The 19,150-nt window shown below is 48.5% G+C and carries 14 protein-coding genes and 1 riboswitch; of the genes, 1 reads left to right on the top strand and 13 read right to left on the bottom strand.

Features of this window, described 5'->3' with window-relative positions:
* Positions 1–69: 69 nt before the first annotated feature.
* From wecB to JO375_RS08005, 12 genes are all read right to left on the bottom strand, one after another.
* Positions 70–1,239 carry a non-hydrolyzing UDP-N-acetylglucosamine 2-epimerase gene (wecB, locus tag JO375_RS08065; RefSeq protein WP_229523970.1) on the bottom strand — a complete coding sequence of 390 codons (1,170 nt, stop codon included), beginning with the start codon at positions 1,237–1,239 and terminating at the stop codon, positions 70–72.
* A 108-nt stretch (positions 1,240–1,347) separates the two neighbouring features.
* Positions 1,348–1,977, bottom strand: coding sequence for a uracil phosphoribosyltransferase (gene upp / locus JO375_RS08060; protein WP_229523969.1), 630 nt, complete (start codon positions 1,975–1,977; stop codon positions 1,348–1,350).
* 594 nt (positions 1,978–2,571) lie between these two features.
* Positions 2,572–3,822 (bottom strand): serine hydroxymethyltransferase, encoded by a 1,251-nt coding sequence (locus JO375_RS08050; RefSeq protein ID WP_322098712.1) that lies wholly within the window; start codon positions 3,820–3,822, stop codon positions 2,572–2,574.
* 123 nt (positions 3,823–3,945) lie between these two features.
* A complete protein-coding gene (locus JO375_RS08045; protein WP_229523968.1) occupies positions 3,946–4,533 on the bottom strand; it encodes a TIGR01440 family protein in 588 nt (195 codons plus the stop codon).
* A 209-nt stretch (positions 4,534–4,742) separates the two neighbouring features.
* A riboswitch (ZMP/ZTP riboswitch) is annotated at positions 4,743–4,824 on the bottom strand.
* A 78-nt stretch (positions 4,825–4,902) separates the two neighbouring features.
* Positions 4,903–5,487 (bottom strand): low molecular weight protein arginine phosphatase, encoded by a 585-nt coding sequence (locus tag JO375_RS08040; RefSeq protein WP_229523967.1) that lies wholly within the window; start codon positions 5,485–5,487, stop codon positions 4,903–4,905.
* A gap of 83 nt (positions 5,488–5,570) precedes the next feature.
* Positions 5,571–6,131, bottom strand: coding sequence for a manganese efflux pump MntP (locus JO375_RS08035; RefSeq protein WP_229523966.1), 561 nt, complete (start codon positions 6,129–6,131; stop codon positions 5,571–5,573).
* A 175-nt stretch (positions 6,132–6,306) separates the two neighbouring features.
* Positions 6,307–7,344 (bottom strand): L-threonylcarbamoyladenylate synthase, encoded by a 1,038-nt coding sequence (locus JO375_RS08030; protein ID WP_377570492.1) that lies wholly within the window; start codon positions 7,342–7,344, stop codon positions 6,307–6,309.
* A gap of 501 nt (positions 7,345–7,845) precedes the next feature.
* Positions 7,846–8,538, bottom strand: a complete 693-nt coding sequence (gene spoIIR, locus JO375_RS08025) for a stage II sporulation protein R (protein WP_229523964.1) — start codon at positions 8,536–8,538, stop codon at positions 7,846–7,848.
* Between the two features lie 289 nt (positions 8,539–8,827).
* A complete protein-coding gene (locus JO375_RS08020) occupies positions 8,828–10,021 on the bottom strand; it encodes an FtsW/RodA/SpoVE family cell cycle protein (RefSeq protein ID WP_229523963.1) in 1,194 nt (397 codons plus the stop codon).
* 75 nt (positions 10,022–10,096) lie between these two features.
* On the bottom strand, positions 10,097–10,996 hold the full coding sequence (gene prmC, locus JO375_RS08015) for a peptide chain release factor N(5)-glutamine methyltransferase (protein ID WP_229523962.1): 900 nt from the start codon (positions 10,994–10,996) through the stop codon (positions 10,097–10,099).
* Positions 10,997–10,999: 3 nt separating this feature from the next.
* Positions 11,000–12,067 carry a peptide chain release factor 1 gene (prfA, locus tag JO375_RS08010; RefSeq protein ID WP_229523961.1) on the bottom strand — a complete coding sequence of 356 codons (1,068 nt, stop codon included), beginning with the start codon at positions 12,065–12,067 and terminating at the stop codon, positions 11,000–11,002.
* 263 nt (positions 12,068–12,330) lie between these two features.
* Complete coding sequence (locus tag JO375_RS08005; RefSeq protein WP_229523960.1) at positions 12,331–14,508, bottom strand: serine hydrolase domain-containing protein; 2,178 nt, start codon at positions 14,506–14,508, stop codon at positions 12,331–12,333.
* A 262-nt stretch (positions 14,509–14,770) separates the two neighbouring features.
* Between JO375_RS08005 and JO375_RS08000 the strand changes: the two genes are divergently transcribed.
* Positions 14,771–16,555, top strand: a complete 1,785-nt coding sequence (locus JO375_RS08000; protein ID WP_229523959.1) for a helix-turn-helix transcriptional regulator — start codon at positions 14,771–14,773, stop codon at positions 16,553–16,555.
* A 344-nt stretch (positions 16,556–16,899) separates the two neighbouring features.
* On the opposite strand, the gene JO375_RS07995 is transcribed toward JO375_RS08000, so the two are convergent.
* Complete coding sequence (locus tag JO375_RS07995; protein ID WP_229523958.1) at positions 16,900–18,891, bottom strand: serine hydrolase; 1,992 nt, start codon at positions 18,889–18,891, stop codon at positions 16,900–16,902.
* Between the last annotated feature and the right edge of the window lie 259 nt (positions 18,892–19,150).

Below are 19,150 nucleotides of genomic sequence, written 5' to 3'. Positions count from 1 at the left end.
AGCACCTGAAAATGCTGTATCCCTTGGTAACCGTACAGTTTAACTGTATGCTTGCCTTTTAGAAGATAATTATATTGTACGAACACCTTTTGTGAACATTGTGTGAAATTCCTCAGGACGTTCAGATTTTACCCCATAATGGTGCAAAATCGCATTGACAATTCTTACCGACGCTTGTCCATCACCGTAAGGATTCGCCGCTTGACTCATAGATTCATACAATGCGGAATCGGTCAAGAGCGCCTTTGTACGATTATAGACATTTTCTTCACCTGTACCCACCAATTCCAATGTGCCCGCCTCAATGCCTTCCGGTCTTTCGGTCGTATCACGCAGTACCAGTACAGGTACTCCGAACGAAGGCGCTTCTTCCTGAAGGCCGCCGGAATCCGTAAGAATCAGATGCGTGTGCGGATAAAAATTGTGCAGATCCACAACGTCCAGCGGATCAATCAGCTGAATGCGTGGATGATTGCCTAAAATCTCAAATGCAGGCTCCTTTACAGCCGGACTTGGATGAACCGGATACACGATGGCGATATCCTCAAACTCGTCCGCGATCCGTTTGATCGCGTTAAAAATTTGACGATGCGGCTCTCCCTGGGACTCCCGGCGGTGTGCTGTCATTAGAATCAAGCGTTTGCCTTGAGCCCAATCGAGTACCGGGTGCTCGTAATCCTGGCGGACCGTATACTGAAATACATCCGTCACCGTATTGCCTGTTACATATATTCGCGATTCCGGCTTATTTTCCTTTCTCAAATTCCCAGCCGATAAAGAAGTCGGCGAGAAATGCAGGTCAGATAGCACGCCTGTGAGCTGACGGTTCATTTCCTCAGGGTATGGAGAAAGCTTATTCCATGTCCGCAGGCCGGCTTCCACATGTCCTACTTCAATTTGCTGCATAAAGGCTGCATAGCTGGCCAGGAAGGTAGTCAGCGTATCGCCGTGAACCAGTACGATATCGGGCTTGGCCTCGCGCAGTACAGGTTCCAGCCCCTGAAGTACACGTATGGAAATTTCGTTGAGTGTCTGACGGTCTTTCATCACGTCCAGATCATAGTCTGGCTGAATATTAAAGACTTCCAGAACCTGATCAAGCATTTGGCGATGCTGAGCTGTAACGCATACCACGGATTCGATATGCTCCGGATGACGCTGAAGCTCCAGAATGAGAGGAGCCATTTTAATCGCTTCCGGACGTACACCAAAAATGGTCATTACTTTGATTTTGGACATTTTGTGTTGAACTCCTTTTCATAATAAACGTCCGGCTCACAGATCTCCCTTATACGAAAACGATGTGCCCGCAACGTCCGTTAATTTCGCTGAAACGCCAAAGGCGGTCTACTTGGTTCCGTACAAGCGGTCTCCCGCATCACCAAGCCCTGGAACGATATAGCCATGCTCATCCAGACGCTCGTCCAGTGCAGCCACATAAATGTCTACATCAGGATGCGCATCTTGTACAGCTTTGACTCCTTCAGGAGCAGCAATCAGATTCATCATTTTAATTTGCGTACAACCTCTCTTTTTCAACACATCAATAGCCGCAATCGCAGATCCCCCTGTAGCCAGCATAGGGTCAATGACAATCAACTCACGTTCAGTCACATCTGTAGGCAGCTTCGTGTAGTATTCCACAGGTTGCAATGTTTTAGGGTCACGGAATAGCCCTACATGGCCTACCTTTGCGGCTGGCAGCAGCTTTACGACACCATCTAGCATACCCAAACCTGCGCGTAAAATCGGAATGAGTCCCAGCATACGTCCAGAAATTACTTTACCTTCTGTTTCAGCAACCGGTGTTTGCACCGTAATGCTTTCGAGTGGGATATCCCGTGTAATTTCATAAGCCATCAAAGTTGCGACTTCATCCACGAGCTCGCGAAAATCCTTGGTGTTGGTCCGCACATCGCGGATAAATGTAAGTTTGTGTTGGATCAAAGGGTGATCACAAACCACCAGTTTTGCCATGATATACTCCCTCCGGTATTATCGTCACGTTCTTCCACCAAGAATATCGAACATTCTGAATGGAAAGGATCTATGTAGCCTATTTGTACAAGCCAAATAAGTACAGATGCAGTGCGTGCCTGTAAATCCTGTTTATTATAACATCCCCTTGGTTGATTTAACACCTGCCACCGTAACCTTTTGTCAAGGGAAAGACATGTAAAGTAAAATACATATTTCTCCCCTTTCACAAGTGACCTTAGTCATAGTAGAAATAGAAATAGCCATTAAAAAAGGCTTTGGCGGTCCCCAAACCAAGACGATTATTTGTAAACGCTTCATTATATATATATCCAAATATGTCCAACGATACGGACTCGAGCGACTTGAATGGTCCCCCTTTGTCAAAACAGCAAACCGCCAATCATATTAGGCATAAAAATGCATTGTTTGCAATGTATGACGAAAATCCGGCTCACCTCTGAAAATATGGGTGCTATTCCCATCTGAGCCCTTATTATCCTGAATATAAGTTTTCGAGTCGTAAAAAAAGCTGTTTTCCCTCCGGCTTACGGAAGGAAGACAGCCTTATCCTAACATAGGTGATTAATTGAATTAGTATTGAATGCCAGGATAGATCGGGAATTTTTCAGTCAGCTCGCCAACCGCTTGGCTTGCTTTCGACAATACCGTACTATCCTTCGGATTCTTGAGCGTTTCGGCAATGATTTTACCGATTTTGACCATAGCCTCTTCATCCATACCACGGGAAGTCGCAGCAGGGGTACCAATACGAATACCACTGGTAATAAACGGACTGGTCGGGTCGAAAGGAATCGCGTTTTTATTCACCGTGATGCCCACGGAATCCAATACATGCTCCGCTTCTTTGCCCGTGATGTTCAAGCTGCGCGTATCCAGCAGCATCAGGTGATTATCTGTACCACCAGACACAATGTTGATCCCTTCCGCCAGCAATGTTTCAGCCAGCACCTGTGCATTGCGAACTACTTGTTGGGCATAGGTTTTGAAGGAAGGCTGGAGCGCTTCACCCAAGGCAACAGCTTTGGACGCGATCACATGCATTAGCGGACCGCCCTGAATGCCCGGGAAAATCGCCTTGTCAATCGCTTGCGCCCACACCTTGCGAGTCAGAATCAATCCTCCGCGCGGACCGCGCAGCGTTTTATGCGTTGTTGTTGTCACAAACTGAGCGTGCGGAACCGGGTTAGGATGAATACCCGCAGCTACCAGGCCCGCGATATGTGCCATATCTACCATAAATAGAGCACCCACATCGCTGGCGATGGAAGCAAAGGCTTCAAAATCAATGGTACGCGGATATGCGCTCGCTCCGGCTACAATCAGACGAGGGCGATGCTTGAAGGCTGCCTTGCGCACTTCATCATAATCAATACGGAAGTTGTCTTCGCGTACACCATAGGCAACAAAGTTATACAACAAGCCGGAGGCGTTAACGGGACTTCCGTGCGTCAAATGGCCGCCATGCGCCAAATTCATACCCAGTACGGTATCGCCGGATTTGAGTGCTGCCAAATACACGGCCATATTGGCTTGTGCTCCGGAGTGAGCCTGCACGTTGGCATGCTCGGCACCGAACAGTTCTTTAGCACGGTCACGCGCAATGTCTTCAACGATATCTACATGCTCACAACCACCGTAGTAGCGTTTGCCCGGATAACCTTCAGCGTATTTATTCGTCAGTACGGAGCCCATCGCTTCCATAACCGCTTCGCTGACGATGTTCTCGGATGCAATCAGCTCAATATTGTGGCGTTGCCGTTTCAGTTCAAGTCCCATTGCTTCCAGTACTGCCGGGTCACTTTTACGCAGATGTTCCATCATGATTGATTACTCCCTCTCCATAGTCAATTGTTAGGTATACAAGCAAGCGCTTGCTCCTCTGTTGGGTACCTCATCACCCATGCAAAAAAAGCCTAGTACAAAACAAACAATCCATGTCAACTGCTAGTCACAGCTTCCGCCTTCTTCTTGCTCAAGGGTGTATACCGCCCGTTGTCCGCCAATCAGCGGCGGGCGCGTGAATGCAGCCGTCACACGTGCCTCGCCAATCCAGCGAAGGCCTGGACGAAACGGAACAGCTACCGGGCGCAGATGCATGCCAATTAGCGTTTCACCAATGTCTATCCCGGCATGTGCCTGCACTTTCGCCGCCAAGCACGCGTCGTCCAGTGAACGATAGGCAGCCGCAGCCATAGAACCACCTGCCGTGCGTACAGGAACGGCTGCTACTTCCATCAATCCCAGCCGCTCCAGTACAGCCCTCTCAACGACCAGCGCACGGTTCAGATGCTCACAGCATTGAAACGCCACGTCAAAGCCATACTCTCTGCGTACGGATTCTACTCCAGCCAGCAGTTGCTGGGCCACATCGAGCGCTCCCGCTGTGCCAATCCGGCTTCCAGCCACTTCACTCGTGCTCACACCAACAACCAGCAGATGGCCAGCCTTCAGACTGGCCTCCTCTGCGAGTTCCCGCACGACAGAAGCAGTCTGTGCTTCAAGTGAAATCTCACGATCCAATTGTCCTGCCATTGGAACCTCCCTTGGTTGAACAGTCCCCCAGAGACCAGACACGGTCACATGCCTCAAGTTCAACACACTCTCTCCCGATATCACAACCTGACTATATTATAGCCGATGATTCAGGTTTCGAGCAGAAAAAATAGAAGCACACAGAAGGTGGCAGAAGAACCGGAATAGTTTATATACGAAAAAAGAGCAGTCCACACCTATGTGGAATTGCTCTTTGCCCAGGCGACCGGCCGTATATCCGATGCTCCATCGTGGTTAATCCCACTTTTGTCGCCAGTTACACCGGACTCTCATTTTTCCACCTTATCTTAACGGATTAACTGCCGAAAATCAACAGATTCCGTACAAATTAGATGAGTGGTACTCATTTTATTCGGAAGAAGCCTTGAGCTTGTCCAGCAACTTATGCAGCGCCGTGCGAATTTCCGCAGCCGTAACATCATAGTCTTCCCTCGAGCCGCCGAATGGATCAGAAATATCAGCGCTCGGAATCCGCTGATGCAGTTCAATCATCCGCTCACGCTCCTGCGTCGACAGCTCTTGTCCGAGTGCAGCCATCAACTGCTGCGAAGCGTACAGGCCATCTAGCTCCTGAACATCCTTCAGCACTGCATCCCGATCCTCCACATATTCCTTGAGCGTAAATACTTTGCCTGCTGTATGTGGTAACCGCTGAATGACGTGCTGCTTGTGCCCCTGCGTCAAGGTTAAAATCAGATGGGCCCACTCGGCGAGTTCGTTGCTCAAAGGAGTCGAAGTCATCCGGTCCAGAATATCCTGTTCCCGAAGAACCGCCTCTGCATGCCGGGATATTGGCGCGCCTTCCATCGCGGCCACTCCGGCAGAACGTACTTCCAGCTCCAACCCGCGTTCAATAGCCAGCTTACGCAGCATCCCTTCAGCCATCGGACTACGACAGGTGTTCCCTGTGCATACAAATAAAATATGCTTCAACGTTTTCACCCCCCGTATGTTAACAATATATAAACAGAGGATTACTAAAATCCTGTATTTATTTTACACTGACTGCACTAAAATCAAAACATAAACATAAAACCAAACGCCAGCAATATAGCCCCGCCCACGGCCTCTCCATAATCCCCTAGATTACGGCTGACCTTGCGGCCCAGCAGCAACCCCAGCATCGCCATCGTTCCACCGCAAAAGCCGAAAGCCAGAACGCTCAGCACCAGATCGCTCTGAAACATCCCCAGCGACACTCCTACAGAAAATGAGTCCATGCTTACTCCCAGTGCAAACAATAAAAGTCCCAAAGGCGAACGATGATCCAGTGCTTGTACGCCATCCCCTTTGAAGGAATTATATACCATATGGCCACCTAAAAGGGTGAGCAAGCCCCCTGCGAAATAGGTTGTCACATGGCCCAGCAAAGAACTCATATAGTGGCCTGTAAACATCCCCAGCAATGGCATCAGAATGTGGAAAAAGCCAATTATCGTGCTAATACGCAGCACTTCCCGCAGGCGTATCCCCTTCATACCGATTCCTACGCCCAGCGATAACGCATCCATCCCCAGCGCTACTGCCATGATCAGAATCGTTACAACCTGCCCGGCATGGGCAGAGGTTGGTAGCATACTCCATCCCTCCATTGTCCGTCCCTTCTTGTACACGTTATGCGGACAAGGAGCAAAACAGTACAAGCATACAAGGATGAGACAGTACGAGGACGAGGAGAGAAAAAGATTTTATAAGAGTGGTTACGATAAGACGGGAACCATTTTTGTTCTCCAGCAAGGTGTGTGATTCTTGCTAAAGACGAATGATTCGATGGCCTGCTGCTTTCAGCAGGCGATTCATGACGGCGTCTCCCAGCCCACTGGAGGGACAGGCTTCCGACAAAATATAGGTGACGCCGTCTTCATCGCAGCGGCGCAGCACGCCGTACAGGCGCTGCGCCGCCTCATGGAGCGCGTCCCGCTTGCCCAGCGAATAGACGCGCTCTCCGGCATAGCTGGCGGCATGCTCATCAAACGCGAGCACAGCCGTGCGCTCCCCCCGCGCGCGCGCCTCCGCCAGCGCGGCGCGAATCCAGCCCGCCACCCCAGCGGGCGACGGGCCCTGCACCACGCTCAAGCGGCCCCGCGGCGCGTAGTGCGTGTACTTCATGCCCGGCGAACGTGGTGCCGGGCTGTTGGCGTCCTCGCCAGGCGAAGCGGCGGCCAGCGCCGGATCGAGCGTGACGGCGCGAGCCACCGCAGCGAGCTGCTCGGCCGTCACACCGCCGGGGCGCAGAATGGTGACGGTTCCGTCGTCACCAGCCTGTACCACCGTGGACTCCAGCCCCACACCTGTAGGGCCTCCGTCCAGAATGCCGCCAATGCGGCCCTCCAGGTCCTCCTGCACATGCTGTGCAAGGGTCGGGCTGGGCCTGCCCGAGCGGTTCGCGCTGGGAGCAGCCAGCGGACAACCGGACTCCGTGATCAGGCGCAGCGCTATCGGATGATCCGGCATACGTACGCCGACCGTGTCCAGCCCCGCCGTTACACGGGGTGATAACGCCTGCGGCACCGCCGGCAGCACCAGCGTCAGCGGTCCCGGCCAGAACGCATCCATCAGTACCCGGGCCGTATCGTTTATTTTGGCAACCATGCCGTTTAATTGGACAGGATCGGAAATATGGACAATGAGCGGATTGTCGGAAGGACGTCCTTTGGCAGCAAATACCGCCTCCACCGCTTTGGTGCTGCGTGCATCGGCACCCAGGCCATACACGGTTTCCGTAGGGAAAGCCACCGTCTCCCCCGCTCGGAGCAGCACGGCGGCCTCACGGATCCCCTTTTCCGCCATAATCCGAACCGATTCATCCCCTATTTCGCTGAAGGCGTCCACTTCAGTCTCATGAACAGCAACCGTAGCATCAGCTTCTTTTAGGCTAGCAGACACCCTTTTAGCCGTTGTAGCCATGTCCGTTTCGGGAACGAAGCCTCTTACATCCCACCATTTTGTATGCGAAGCCCCCAACACCTGCTTGAACGTATGAATTTGCTGTTCATTCACTTCCCGCTCGGGCTTCTCCTTCCGTGCCAACTCTCCGTCCACATCTTGCATTTGATTCAATTTATCGCTCATATCTAATCATCCCGTATTTTATTGTCAAAGCTCGATTCATCCCGCTTGAGCCCCAAAGAAGTCAATTTGAATACGTGGTTGAACCGGCTCTGCCGTGCGCGTACCTACTGTACATCCCATTATAGCATATGGGAACTGCCCCGTTCTTCACGGCCATCGTATTTACTGCTTGCAACAAAGAACGCAAACGATCCATCCCTTTTCCTTAACTCATGGGACTTAGGCAAATAAACCGCTCACCCATCCCAACAGTCCCGTAAGGGCGTCCCACAGAAAAAAACGCACTTCCGGTTTCTTGTCATTCGCGTTTGTCCGGCTGTCTCTGTGATTCGCTTTTGCCGATACCGTTTGTGCCGCCGCTTCTCCGCTGCCTGCATCAATAAAACACAGGGGCGGAAACAGCACGCACCACCAGTTTTGCCCTTTGCCTTCTCCCAGCGTGACCCGAAGTGCCTCATAATTCCCCGCAGGATAGACAAGACCACCATACATTTTCGTCGGAAAAGGTACGCTCGCCAGCTCCACCTGATGATCATACGCAATACCTCGCCGAGCCAGCTCAGCACCTACCAAACGATCAATTTCAGGCAAATGAGCAGTAATCAGCACTCTCGCCTGATTCAGGCTTTGCGGATTTTCAAGCTTCCCTACCCATGCATTCATCTGCTGTACGATAGTGTCCCGTATTTCGCGCTTGATCAACTGATCCTGTGGGCGATCCGAATTGGCCAAAATGCGCAGGCGAATGGAATCATGCGGAATCACTCTCGCCCCTGTTGTTGTCATTCCTGACATTATAGGGCCTTTGGCTCCTGTCGACACAGCAGCATCCATTTTTTGACCTTCCCAGGACATCATTAAGATCGAAATACAAAATAATATCATTGCAACTTGCTTTACCCAGTTTCTCATCTTGCTCCCCCCAAAACCAAACTCTATGATGTCTATCAGTCTGTCCGGTTTGCGAGAATCTAAACCTATGAATCTCGTAAAATCAGTTCAAGGTCACTTTACAACACTTGACCAAACTAACATACGCATTAACCCCGCCGCAAAAAGCTTGATCACAGCCTGTGAATATGAAAAAGGTCCAGATTTTACAATCTGGACCTTCCATTCCGAACCTTTCACGGCATCATTTTAAATTTATTCGAAATATCAACTTGTCTCTATCTACAAGTCTCTACTTACAATCCGTTCATCAAGTTTTTTTCGCTTTCGTCAAGCTCGCTCTGGAGGGATGCGGCAAATCATCTTCCATCTCCTGGCCGTGTACCTTAATACTCATAACCAGGCCAATACTAGCCATGTTAATGAGCAAAGACGTACCCCCATAGCTTATGAACGGAAGCGTAATCCCCGTAAGCGGCATAATGCCTATAAATGCACCGATATTCTCAAAAATCTGATATAGCAGCATGGACACAATACCCACGATAAGATACGGTCCGGCACGATCGCGACATTCCAGCGAGATCAGGATCATCCGGTGGATCAGAATAAAATAAAGCAACAGCAGCACCGACGAGCCCACAAAGCCGAATTCCTCCGCTACAACTACAAAAATAGAGTCTGCGTACGTATAAGGCACACGTCCGGACTGTACCGAGGTCCCCTGCAAAAAGCCTTTACCCATCATCCCGCCGGAGGCAATCGCCAGCTTGGCATTTTTGGTATGGTAAGATGCCTTCGCGGTCGCTTTTTCCGGTACAAGCCAAGGGTCCAGACGCTCTACCCAGTGACTGCGCCCAATCCCCTTCATAAAGGTGTCTATCTCATCGTGAAATGAAATATAGGCCTTGATCCCGCCGCCCACGGCGACTAAAAATATGATAAATCCAATTAACGCATGGGATGCCTTCACATTCCCAATCCACAGCATGCCGATGACAATGACGATGTACCCGAGCGCATTACCCAAGTCATTTTGTGCCATTACCATGGCAAACGGAACAAAGCTCACCAGCGCAACCGGCAGCACATCCTGGATAAAATACAACTTGCTCTTGCGCTTTTTGATCAGCATATATGTCAGAAAAATGATAAGAACCAGCTTGAATACCTCAGCAGGCTGAAGGTTCAAGCCGCCAATTTTCAAGAAGCCCTGAGAGTTGTTAACCGTCCCGCCAAAAAAGCCGAGAATGAGCAGGAATATCCCGCCTCCGTATACATACAGTGCCTTTTTAATAAATATCCGAAAATCGACCACCGCTATACCCAAGATCGCCACAAAACCCAATATATAGTATCCGATCATCTTCTGGTAGTCATTGCCGTGCTCCGCCAGGTTTGTAGGGCCTCTGCCCGCACTATATACCGTGATGACGCTGATTGCCATGAGCAAAACTAGAATAAAGATAACCGGACCATCCATTTTTTTTAATTTCTGAAGCATGATTTCCCCCTGAGCCGTTTCTCGGTCATACTCCTCTTATTCTAAAGGAAAGACTCGCAAAAAGAAAATACAGCACTACTCCAAGACGCCTAGGACATGTCGTTCAATCCCTGCAAGGTCCGGCACGATTAATATCGTGCTCCAATGACCTGCCTGTTCCAGCAGGGCGGCCACGTCTCTGGCCTGCCCCATCCCCAGCTCAAATCCGATGAGCCGGGGTGGGGCCTCAAGGAGCCCAAGCTGCTCCAATATCGCCCGATACGGGCCAAGTCCGTCAGGTCCGCCGTCCAGAGCCATACGCGGCTCATGGTCGCGCACCTCCGGTTGTAAGCCGGCGATATCCGCAGCCGGAATATACGGCGGGTTGGACACGAGAATGTCCACCGCCGCTCCCGCAAACGGCGTCAGCAGATCGCCCTCGCGAAATTCCACGGCGACACCGTTCGCGGCGGCGTTGCGGGCTGCCATTTCCAGCGCAGCGCCGGAAATATCCCCGGCCGCCATGCGCCAGTTCGGCCGCTCCGCCGCCAGTGTCACGGCAATCGCACCGCTGCCTGTGCCGATATCGAGCGCCTGCGGAGCGCCGTTCGGCCACAAACGATCGCCGTGCTGAAGTATCGCCTCGACGAGCAGTTCTGTCTCGGGACGCGGGATTAGCACCGACGGCGAAACCGCGAACGGGCGGCCATAAAATTCCTGCCGACCGATAATATATTGCGCCGGCTCACCCGCTGCTTTACGGGTTACGACCGCTTCCCACGCTTCCTTGCCAGAGGCAGGGAACGGATCGCCCAGCGCGGCGTAGAAGGCCGTACCTTCCAGCCCGAGCACATGCTCCAGCAGCAGGCGTGCGTTATGCTGCGGCTCCAGTACACCGCAGCTTCCTAAAAAAGAAGAAGCCTCAATCAAGGCTTCTCTGATACTCATGCTACGCTCCGGTGACATCCGATACACTTGATCACGTTCGTGTCCCAAAGCTTAAACTCCTTGTTCCATCAAATCAGCCTGCTCTGCAATCGTGAGTGCCGATACGATTTCTTCAATATCCCCGTTCATTACCTGATCCAGCTTGTGCACGGTCAAGCCGATACGGTGATCCGTTACACGGCTTTGCGGGAAGTTATAGGTACGAATGCGCTCACTGCGATCTCCGGTACCTACTTTGCTCTTGCGCTCGCCTGCATATTTGGCTTCCTCTTCCTGGCGCATCATGTCCGAAATCCGGGCACGTAAAACTTGCAACGCCTTCTCCTTATTGGAGTTCTGCGATTTGCCGTCCTGACAGGTTGCCACGATGCCTGTTGGCATATGCGTTACACGCACTGCGGATTTTGTCGTATTGACAGATTGACCGCCTGCACCACTGGAACAGAACGTATCCACACGGATATCCTTGTCCAGAATTTCAATATCCACTTCTTCTGCCTCAGGCATGACGGACACCGTGGAAGTAGACGTATGAATACGTCCACCCGATTCCGTCGTTGGAATCCGCTGTACACGGTGTGCGCCGCTTTCGAATTTCATTTTACTATATGCACCGCGTCCGTTGATCATGAAAATAACCTCTTTAAAGCCTCCAAGGTCATTCATGTTCGCGTCCATCAATTCCACACGCCAGCCTTGAGTATCTGCATAGCGGGTATACATCCGGTACAAGTCCGCTGCAAATAGTGCCGCTTCATCGCCACCCGCTGCCCCGCGAATTTCGATAATAACGTTCTTATCATCGTTCGGGTCCTTCGGCAACAGCAAAATGCGGATTTTCTCGTCCAGCTCCTGTTTGCGGGCACTCAGTTCTTCAATCTCCATTTTAACCATTTCACGCATTTCGTCGTCCAGCTTTTCTCCCTGCATCGCTTTGGCAGCGTCCAGCTCTTCAACGACAGTTTTATATTCGGTATATGCTTCATAAGCAGGCTGTAAATCAGACTGTTCTTTGGAATAATCTCTAAGTTTTTTGCTATCGTTCGCCACATCCGGATCGCAGAGCAGTTCGCTCAGTTTATCGTAGCGGTCCGCTAATGATTGCAATCGGTCCAACAAGCGATTCACCTCTTCAGTCAATTTAATATGAAAACCAGCTTCAAATTCACTGGCTACAGCTCTTTATTATAACAACTAATCAGTTAATTAGCTACAAATAAATACTTGCTAATTTAGGATTTTGCAAAAATCCGCAAATCTAATGGAGTCGAATACACAAAATCCTGAATGAATTGAATGATCGATAAGAGCTGAAGAGGAAAAAGGCTTATTGCTCTTGGAGTTCCCAAAGCAAAAGCCTTCTATCATTTTTCCTTTTTAACTCAACGGCTAAATTCTTTTTCGAAAATGGCTTGATTAGCGATGATAGGTTCTGGACCGACCGCATTGATGTTCGTCACCAAAATATCCTTCCCGCCTAAGGTACCACCCGCTAGCGTTTCAAACCCATGAATGCCGCCGCCATGTCCCCAATAGGTCTTTCCGTTCGGCAGAGTCACCTTATAAATTCCAAGTCCATATTTGCCATAAGGTGAGTCCACACCTGTTGTCATCTGCTTCATCATCTTGTCATTTAATAATTTCCCACCCAAAAGCGCACTAAAAAAGGTGGTCAAATCTTTCCCTGTCGAAATCATTTCCCCCGCAGCATTCGCGAATGAAGGATTATACTCTGTGAAATCAAACAGTTTCCCTGCCCGATTCATACTATAGCCTGTGGCATGCTGGCCCGGGATTTTCGGATTACTACCACTAAAGGATGTATCTGTCATCTGAAGCGGGCCAAGGATACGTTTCTTAATCTGAACATCGTACTTTTCTCCTGTCACCTTCTGAATAACAAGACCAGCTAGTACGGTATTTGTATTCGAATAGTCCCAGCCTGCCCCTGGTTTAAATACTGGCGGCTTAGCCAGTCCCATACGTACAAGGTCAACAACGGTATATTGAGGAAATGAGGTAGCATACCGCATGTCTTTACTCGTATAGCTTGCAATCCCGCTCGTTTGGTTCAATAACTGACGAATCGTGATTTTGTTGCCGTCATACCCATTGCCCTTTACCACACCTGGGAGCCATTTTTCTACCGAGTCATCCAGATTCAGCTTTTTCTCCTGAGCCAACTGTAAGACAAGGGTAGCAACAAAAGCCTTTGTGACACTGCCAATACGGAAAGTAAAGTCCGGCTCCATCGGATTTTTATGATCGAGGTTGGCTACACCCGCTGCATAAGACCAGTATTCTCCGTCTCTTAACCCAGCAGCAACTATGCCAGGGATATCCTTGCTTTTTGCTTTCTCATCAATGAAGTGTTTCAATTCTTCCCCATGTTTTTGAGCTGCTTGATCCGGGGTGGAAGGTTGCTTGGCTTGTCCCGAGAACTCAGTCATCTGGATGTTCTCAATATGAGATACAGCACCTTCCCCTAATACGTTAATACTCATCGCGATCACATGCTCGCCGTCTTTTGTTCCACCTGCGAAGTTGGTGAATCCAGGAATGCCACCTTGATGACCCCATATGGTAGTGCCATTCGGCAATGTTACTTTCTGAATACCGAGTCCGAATTTCCCGTGTGGAGTATCAACAGTGGTTAACATTTCTTTCTGAATCTTAGGTGTTAACAATTTTCCGCCCAATAAAGCACTAAAGAATGTTGTTAAATCTTTCGCAGTCGAGATCATTCCCCCTGCTGCGTCTGCAAACGAAGGGTTAAGGTCAGTCATATCCATTAATGTACCGGCATTGTTAAAGTATCCATTCGGGCTGTTTTTCGGAATGGATTGCGAGTTTTCTGGTAAAAACGTTTCTTTTAGTTGAAGCGGCTCAATAATTCGTTTCTTGATTTGTTCGGCATATGTTTCTCCTGTGACCTTTTGGATAATGAGTTTCATCAGCACTGTATTCGTATTCGAATAGTCACCTGTGGTTGGTGTATGCTTTAATGCGCGAGAAATGAGTTGTTCTGCTGTAAACGTTTGAGTGGAGTTCTGGAGTATACTTTCCTTGAGTTCATCATCTAAGTAGTCTGCCACTCCACTCGTATGATTTAATAACTGACGAATCGTAATTTTGTTACCGTCATATCCGTTTCCTTGTACGACACCTGGGAGCCATTTTTCTACCGAGTCATCGAGGCTTAGCTTCTTTTCCTCAGCTAGTTGCAGGGCCACTACACCGACGAACGATTTCGTTATACTCCCGATTCGAAATGAATAGTCAGCTTGCATCGGTTTCTTACTTTCTACATTCGCTTCGCCGGAAGCATACGACCAGAAATCCTTTCCCTTCTTTACTGCAAAGATGACACCTGGAATGTTTTCGCTGGCAGCAGCTTTATCAATCGCTTCTTTTGTTTTGGCATGAACCGTTTCCTTTTGTTGCGTGATTGCCTGGTCCACACCTGCCTCCGCACAACCGTAAGTAGGTAGTATCAGCGTTCCTATCAATAATGCAGATAACGTAAGGGACGCTCCTTTTTTCATGTGGAATGGTTTCATTTCTCATCATCTCCTGTAAGTTGAATTGTGTTGTCTCACACATCCACCTTATCTTCAGGGCTGTAAAATCACATAGTGACAAAACCGTTCTTTCTATAAATGACATCATGCCAACCCATCATGTTTGCGACATGATAGAATGTCATAGAGGCTGTATGACATGGCGCATTTTGCTTGACGAATCGGGAATTGGTGAGGCATGATGAGTCAGAGACATTCGGGAATTTTCTTACCATTCAAATGAGCAGGAGTAATATGACAAATGTTATCCATGATAAAAAAATGGTTTTGGTACAATTGGGTGATTTTTGCTTTACGAACGATTTGGCTAGGCATCATCGTCATAGCAGATGTTATGTATCCGGCAATGATAGCCGTTCCGTTCGGAGTCATCATCCTTATTGCCTTTTTGGTTTATGCCATTCCATTGATCGTTCAATATCGAAAAGAAAATTGGTATCTGGCAGTCGAAGTCTTAATGACAGGCTTTTTTTATCTATTTGTGGCCTATGTAGCGCCTGCTTTGACTTGGTCTTTCGTTTTATTGGTGATCATTATTGGTGTAGCCAGCAGTCGCAGAACATATATGTGGACGGGAATCTCTAGTGGGATTATTTTTCCGGCTTTGAACGGGTTGATTACCAATCGTCTCCCGTACGAGTTCATGTTTAGTTGCAGCTTTGGTTTTGCGATCGGTATGGCTTTTAGCATATTAATTGAGTCTCATAAGCAAGGCCGCATCATTCAAGAACAGAAGCAATTATTGGAGCAGCATATTAAGCAAATCGAGGAGCTTACACTGATCGAGGAACGTAATCGGCTGTCATATGAGTTGCATGACACAATTGGGCATTCGCTAACCTCGCTGATTGTGGGCGTTGAATCACTCCGATCCTCGGTTCCTGATTCACAAATCGAACGAGTCGACAAACTTGTCTCAATAGCACAAGGCAGCTTGGATGATATCAGAAAGCATTTTCATCAGCCCTCTGATGCGCGCTTGAACCAATCGTTAAGTGAGGCACTACTGGAACTGACAGAAGAATTTATAAAGTCAACAGGTGTAACGGTCAACTTCCGTGTGATCGGCAGTGAGACGCTCGTTATGCAAAAAATGAGCTTTTGTCTATATCGTTGCCTGCAAGAATCGCTCACAAATGCGGTTCGTCACGGCCAAGCAAGTGAGATATCTGTTGATCTGTATTTCGAAAGTCAGCAACTCCGTTTACAAATCGAAGATAATGGCAACGGACTAGAATCGACCGAATTCGGCTTAGAACTAAAGGGAATAAAAGAACGGCTTGAGCAACTGCAAGGTACGCTGTCCGTTCATTCACAATCAGGGCAAGGAACCGTTGTCATTTGTAATGTTCCCATAAAGGTAGAAGCTGGACAGGGAAGTATCCGCCTACTTATTGTTGACGATCAGGTGATGATTGCCGACAGCTTACAGCAAATCTTAAGCCAGCAGGACAACTTTATCGTTGGTGGTACAGCTAGTGATGGGCAAGAAGCATTAGAACAATGTGAGCGGCACCAGCCGGATATCGTGTTAATGGACGTGCACATGCAAGGGATGAACGGACTGGAGACCTTCCTTCAAATGAAAGAACGCTGGCCGAACATGAAGATTGTGATCATGACAACGTTTGAGGATTCGGTACAGGCAGCAACAGCACTGGAGCATGGGGCGGAAGGATATATGCTGAAGTCAACTCGTCCTAAAGAGATGATGGAAGCGATGAAGCTCATCTATAGCGGGGGAACGTGGCTTGATCAGTCGATCGCCACACGCGTATTCGAAGAGATGAAGCGCCAACGTGAGCAGTTAGAGAAGTACAGCCCGAATGATCCGTATGGGTTGACGAAACGGGAAAGGGAAATTTTACAGCTTTTATCGGATGGGCTTCGTTACAAATCGATTGCCACCAAACTATATTTATCGGAGGGAACGGTACGGAATTACTGTTCCACCCTTTACTCGAAGCTAGGTGTCAGCAACCGGGAAGAAGCGATTGAACTGGCGAGAAACGAGAGTATTCTATAGAAGACAAAAAGACGGGAGAAATCCTTGTGTTAAACTGTTCAACTAACGGGGATCGTTAGTTGAACAACAATAGCGGCAGTCTAAGACTTTATTATCAGGGTCTTAAACTACCGCTTTTTCTTGCTATGGATCAGACTGTTACTTATTTTTCAGAGGTTGCCGAATACTCAGGAAAAAAACGTGTTAGATGAACACTTCCAGTCTATAACAATATCATCATCCGACAGTGGATTCTTTTTCTGGACGAAGAAAGACTGCCAAGTTTCTCGACTGCCTTATAATGGGGTACTTCTTTTCTTCGCAGTTATTTATCTATCAGCTCAATAATCATTTTTAAGAATTCATTAACGTTTAATCGGCAGAGAATAGTAGCCAAACGCTAAATCAAGCAAGGCACTTGCTTCCTGGCGCTTCAGTAAAGCTTTTGCACGGAATGTGAAAGAGCCATCAGCGCTTACCTTCGTATCAGGATCGACGATGCCTTGTGAAACAAGTGCAGTGATCGCATCTTTTGCCCATGCATCGGCTGTATCTTTCAGCTTCGTTTTGGTGCTTGCCACAGGTTCAAGCTGCTTTAAATTTTGGATCATGGCAGCAGCGACTTGTCTTTTGATTGGTGCCGATGGGTTCAAATTAGGGATGCCCGCGGCTAATTGCTGTCTAAGCCCGTCTTCACTCCCGGCCATTACGTAATGGCCTTCTGCTTTGATCAGGGCGTCAGTAAATTCGCCTTGTGTCATAGTCCCTGTAGGATCAAATTTACTTCCTGATTTCGCCCCCATAATGGAAAAGGCGCTGAGGTTGTTGATATGGGTCTTATAGCTGCTAGAGTTAGGGACGTCTGAGTAGGTCTTTTTCATTTCCATTTTTTGTGAATCAGCAACAAGGCTCAAGCCTTTTATCGTTGTATAATAGAAGTATTTGATGTTACCGCTTTTGTCTTCCTTGAACGCGACTTTTTCTCCTGCCTCATCTACAAATAGCAATGGGTGAATCATTCGCAGCTTTTGTTTTCCGGTTGCCTCACCCTCAAGCACGAGTGATCCATTCTCATAGGTAATAGAAGTGCGTGTCCAATAGGCACGCGTATTTTGATACAGCCCGAAATATTTTTGCGCATCCGCTTCACTCAAGGACAAGTATACAGGCTCAGCTTTTTTTTCTGTTTCTGGGAAATAATGATCCATGAATTCTTTGTAAATATCAGCGCTAACCATTGAATCATTGTTGTAGGACATGAAAAAGCCGGTTTTTTGTTCCGGGATCAATACCATCAGGGAACAATGGCCTGGCAAGTTTCCGCCCTTCAAAACAACGTGCTGACCATTTGCATACTCTGGAAAATAGTTTTCAAAGCCTACGGTAGTGATTGGGATGTCCTTTTCCGCGAAAACCTGGTAAGAATGCATCAATTCCATGCTTTTCTGGCTGACGATTTCCTTACCGTCAAATTTTCCGTTTTGCAGCTGCATGATCATGTACTTTGCCATGTCTTCTGCTGTTGATAGAATGCTTCCCTGCGGACCATCAGTTGGAGCGTGTCCTTCTAGCGGACGTGGCTCGCCATTAAGATCGTAATGGGCAGCCATTCTCTTCAAGAGCTCAGGCTTGAAACGTACACTGGTCGAGGCCATTCCGAGAGGCTTGAACACTTTTTCATCCATATACTGGGCAAAGGGGATTCCACTTGCTTTTTCCACGGCGTAGCCAGCGAGTAAGAATCCTGTATTATCATACGTATAGGCTTCGCCAGGTGGTCGGATGACGGTCGGCATGTGCTTTGGAAGGAATTCATCCATAGAGATGTCCTGCCCGATGTATTGTGGACCGGTAAAGGTAGTTTCGTCAGGCAATTCGAAGCCGGGTGTGTAGGTGAGCAAGTCGTACATGGTGACTGGTTTTCCTGTTTTATTAGGAATTTTTAGCCCACCGAGATATTCCTCTATATTGCCATGCAGGTCAATTTTACCCGCATCGACTTGCTGCATGGCAGCCAAGGCGGTAAAGGTTTTCGATACTGAGGCAATTTGGAACACCGTGTCTTTATCAACAGGGATTTTCTTTTCCTTGTCAGCAAAGCCGTAGCCTTTGCTTACGATGACTTTGCCATCACGGACGACAACGAAGCTGGAACCAGCCACATTATATTCTTTCATTTTTTCTGCAAACAGTGGATTGGCAAACGCTTCTATTTCTTTGGCATCCATCGGTCCTTGGGCAGCATTGGAAGCAGTCTGAGTGGATTCTACAGCACCGAGCGACTGCGTGCATGCGGAAATCAAGGTTGTGGAGAGAAGAAAAACGACGAAACTCATTTTTTGTATCACTTTTTTCATGTCCGATTCTCCTTTTTGTTTTGACGCACCGACTCTGAAAGTGAGTGCTTGAGCACAGTATGGCAAAGCTCGCGTCATACTCGGTAGTTACTTCTTGTCATCACTTTTCCGATTTACGAAATAGCTGCTGTCACTGTGATGAAATGACATGACCTGTCATATGACATTTTGATACTGGCTCATGTGACACGCAGTAGAGTACGATAAGGGCAGGCCGTCATCATCGTGTCGGGAAAAGGTATAGATAGGAGAGAATTAG

Origin of the sequence: Paenibacillus farraposensis (assembly GCF_020736845.1) — a bacterium.
GTDB classification, from domain to species: domain Bacteria; phylum Bacillota; class Bacilli; order Paenibacillales; family Paenibacillaceae; genus Paenibacillus; species Paenibacillus farraposensis.
The sequence above is the reverse complement of the archived record's forward strand: the minus strand, read 5'-3'. Positions and strand labels throughout refer to the sequence as shown.

Bases quoted from the DNA above. Each gene is read 5' to 3' on its own strand.
- wecB (WP_229523970.1), bottom strand. From the start codon at position 1,239: ATGTCCAAAATCAAAGTAATGACCATTTTTGGTGTACGTCCGGAAGCG.
- upp (WP_229523969.1), bottom strand. From the start codon at position 1,977: ATGGCAAAACTGGTGGTTTGTGATCACCCTTTGATCCAACACAAACTT.
- JO375_RS08050 (WP_322098712.1), bottom strand. From the start codon at position 3,822: ATGATGGAACATCTGCGTAAAAGTGACCCGGCAGTACTGGAAGCAATG.
- JO375_RS08045 (WP_229523968.1), bottom strand. From the start codon at position 4,533: ATGGCAGGACAATTGGATCGTGAGATTTCACTTGAAGCACAGACTGCT.
- JO375_RS08035 (WP_229523966.1), bottom strand. From the start codon at position 6,131: ATGCTACCAACCTCTGCCCATGCCGGGCAGGTTGTAACGATTCTGATC.
- JO375_RS08030 (WP_377570492.1), bottom strand. From the start codon at position 7,344: ATGGCGGAAAAGGGGATCCGTGAGGCCGCCGTGCTGCTCCGAGCGGGG.
- spoIIR (WP_229523964.1), bottom strand. From the start codon at position 8,538: ATGAGAAACTGGGTAAAGCAAGTTGCAATGATATTATTTTGTATTTCG.
- JO375_RS08020 (WP_229523963.1), bottom strand. From the start codon at position 10,021: ATGCTTCAGAAATTAAAAAAAATGGATGGTCCGGTTATCTTTATTCTA.
- JO375_RS08005 (WP_229523960.1), bottom strand. From the start codon at position 14,508: ATGAAACCATTCCACATGAAAAAAGGAGCGTCCCTTACGTTATCTGCA.
- JO375_RS08000 (WP_229523959.1), top strand. From the start codon at position 14,771: ATGTTATCCATGATAAAAAAATGGTTTTGGTACAATTGGGTGATTTTT.
- JO375_RS07995 (WP_229523958.1), bottom strand. From the start codon at position 18,891: ATGAAAAAAGTGATACAAAAAATGAGTTTCGTCGTTTTTCTTCTCTCC.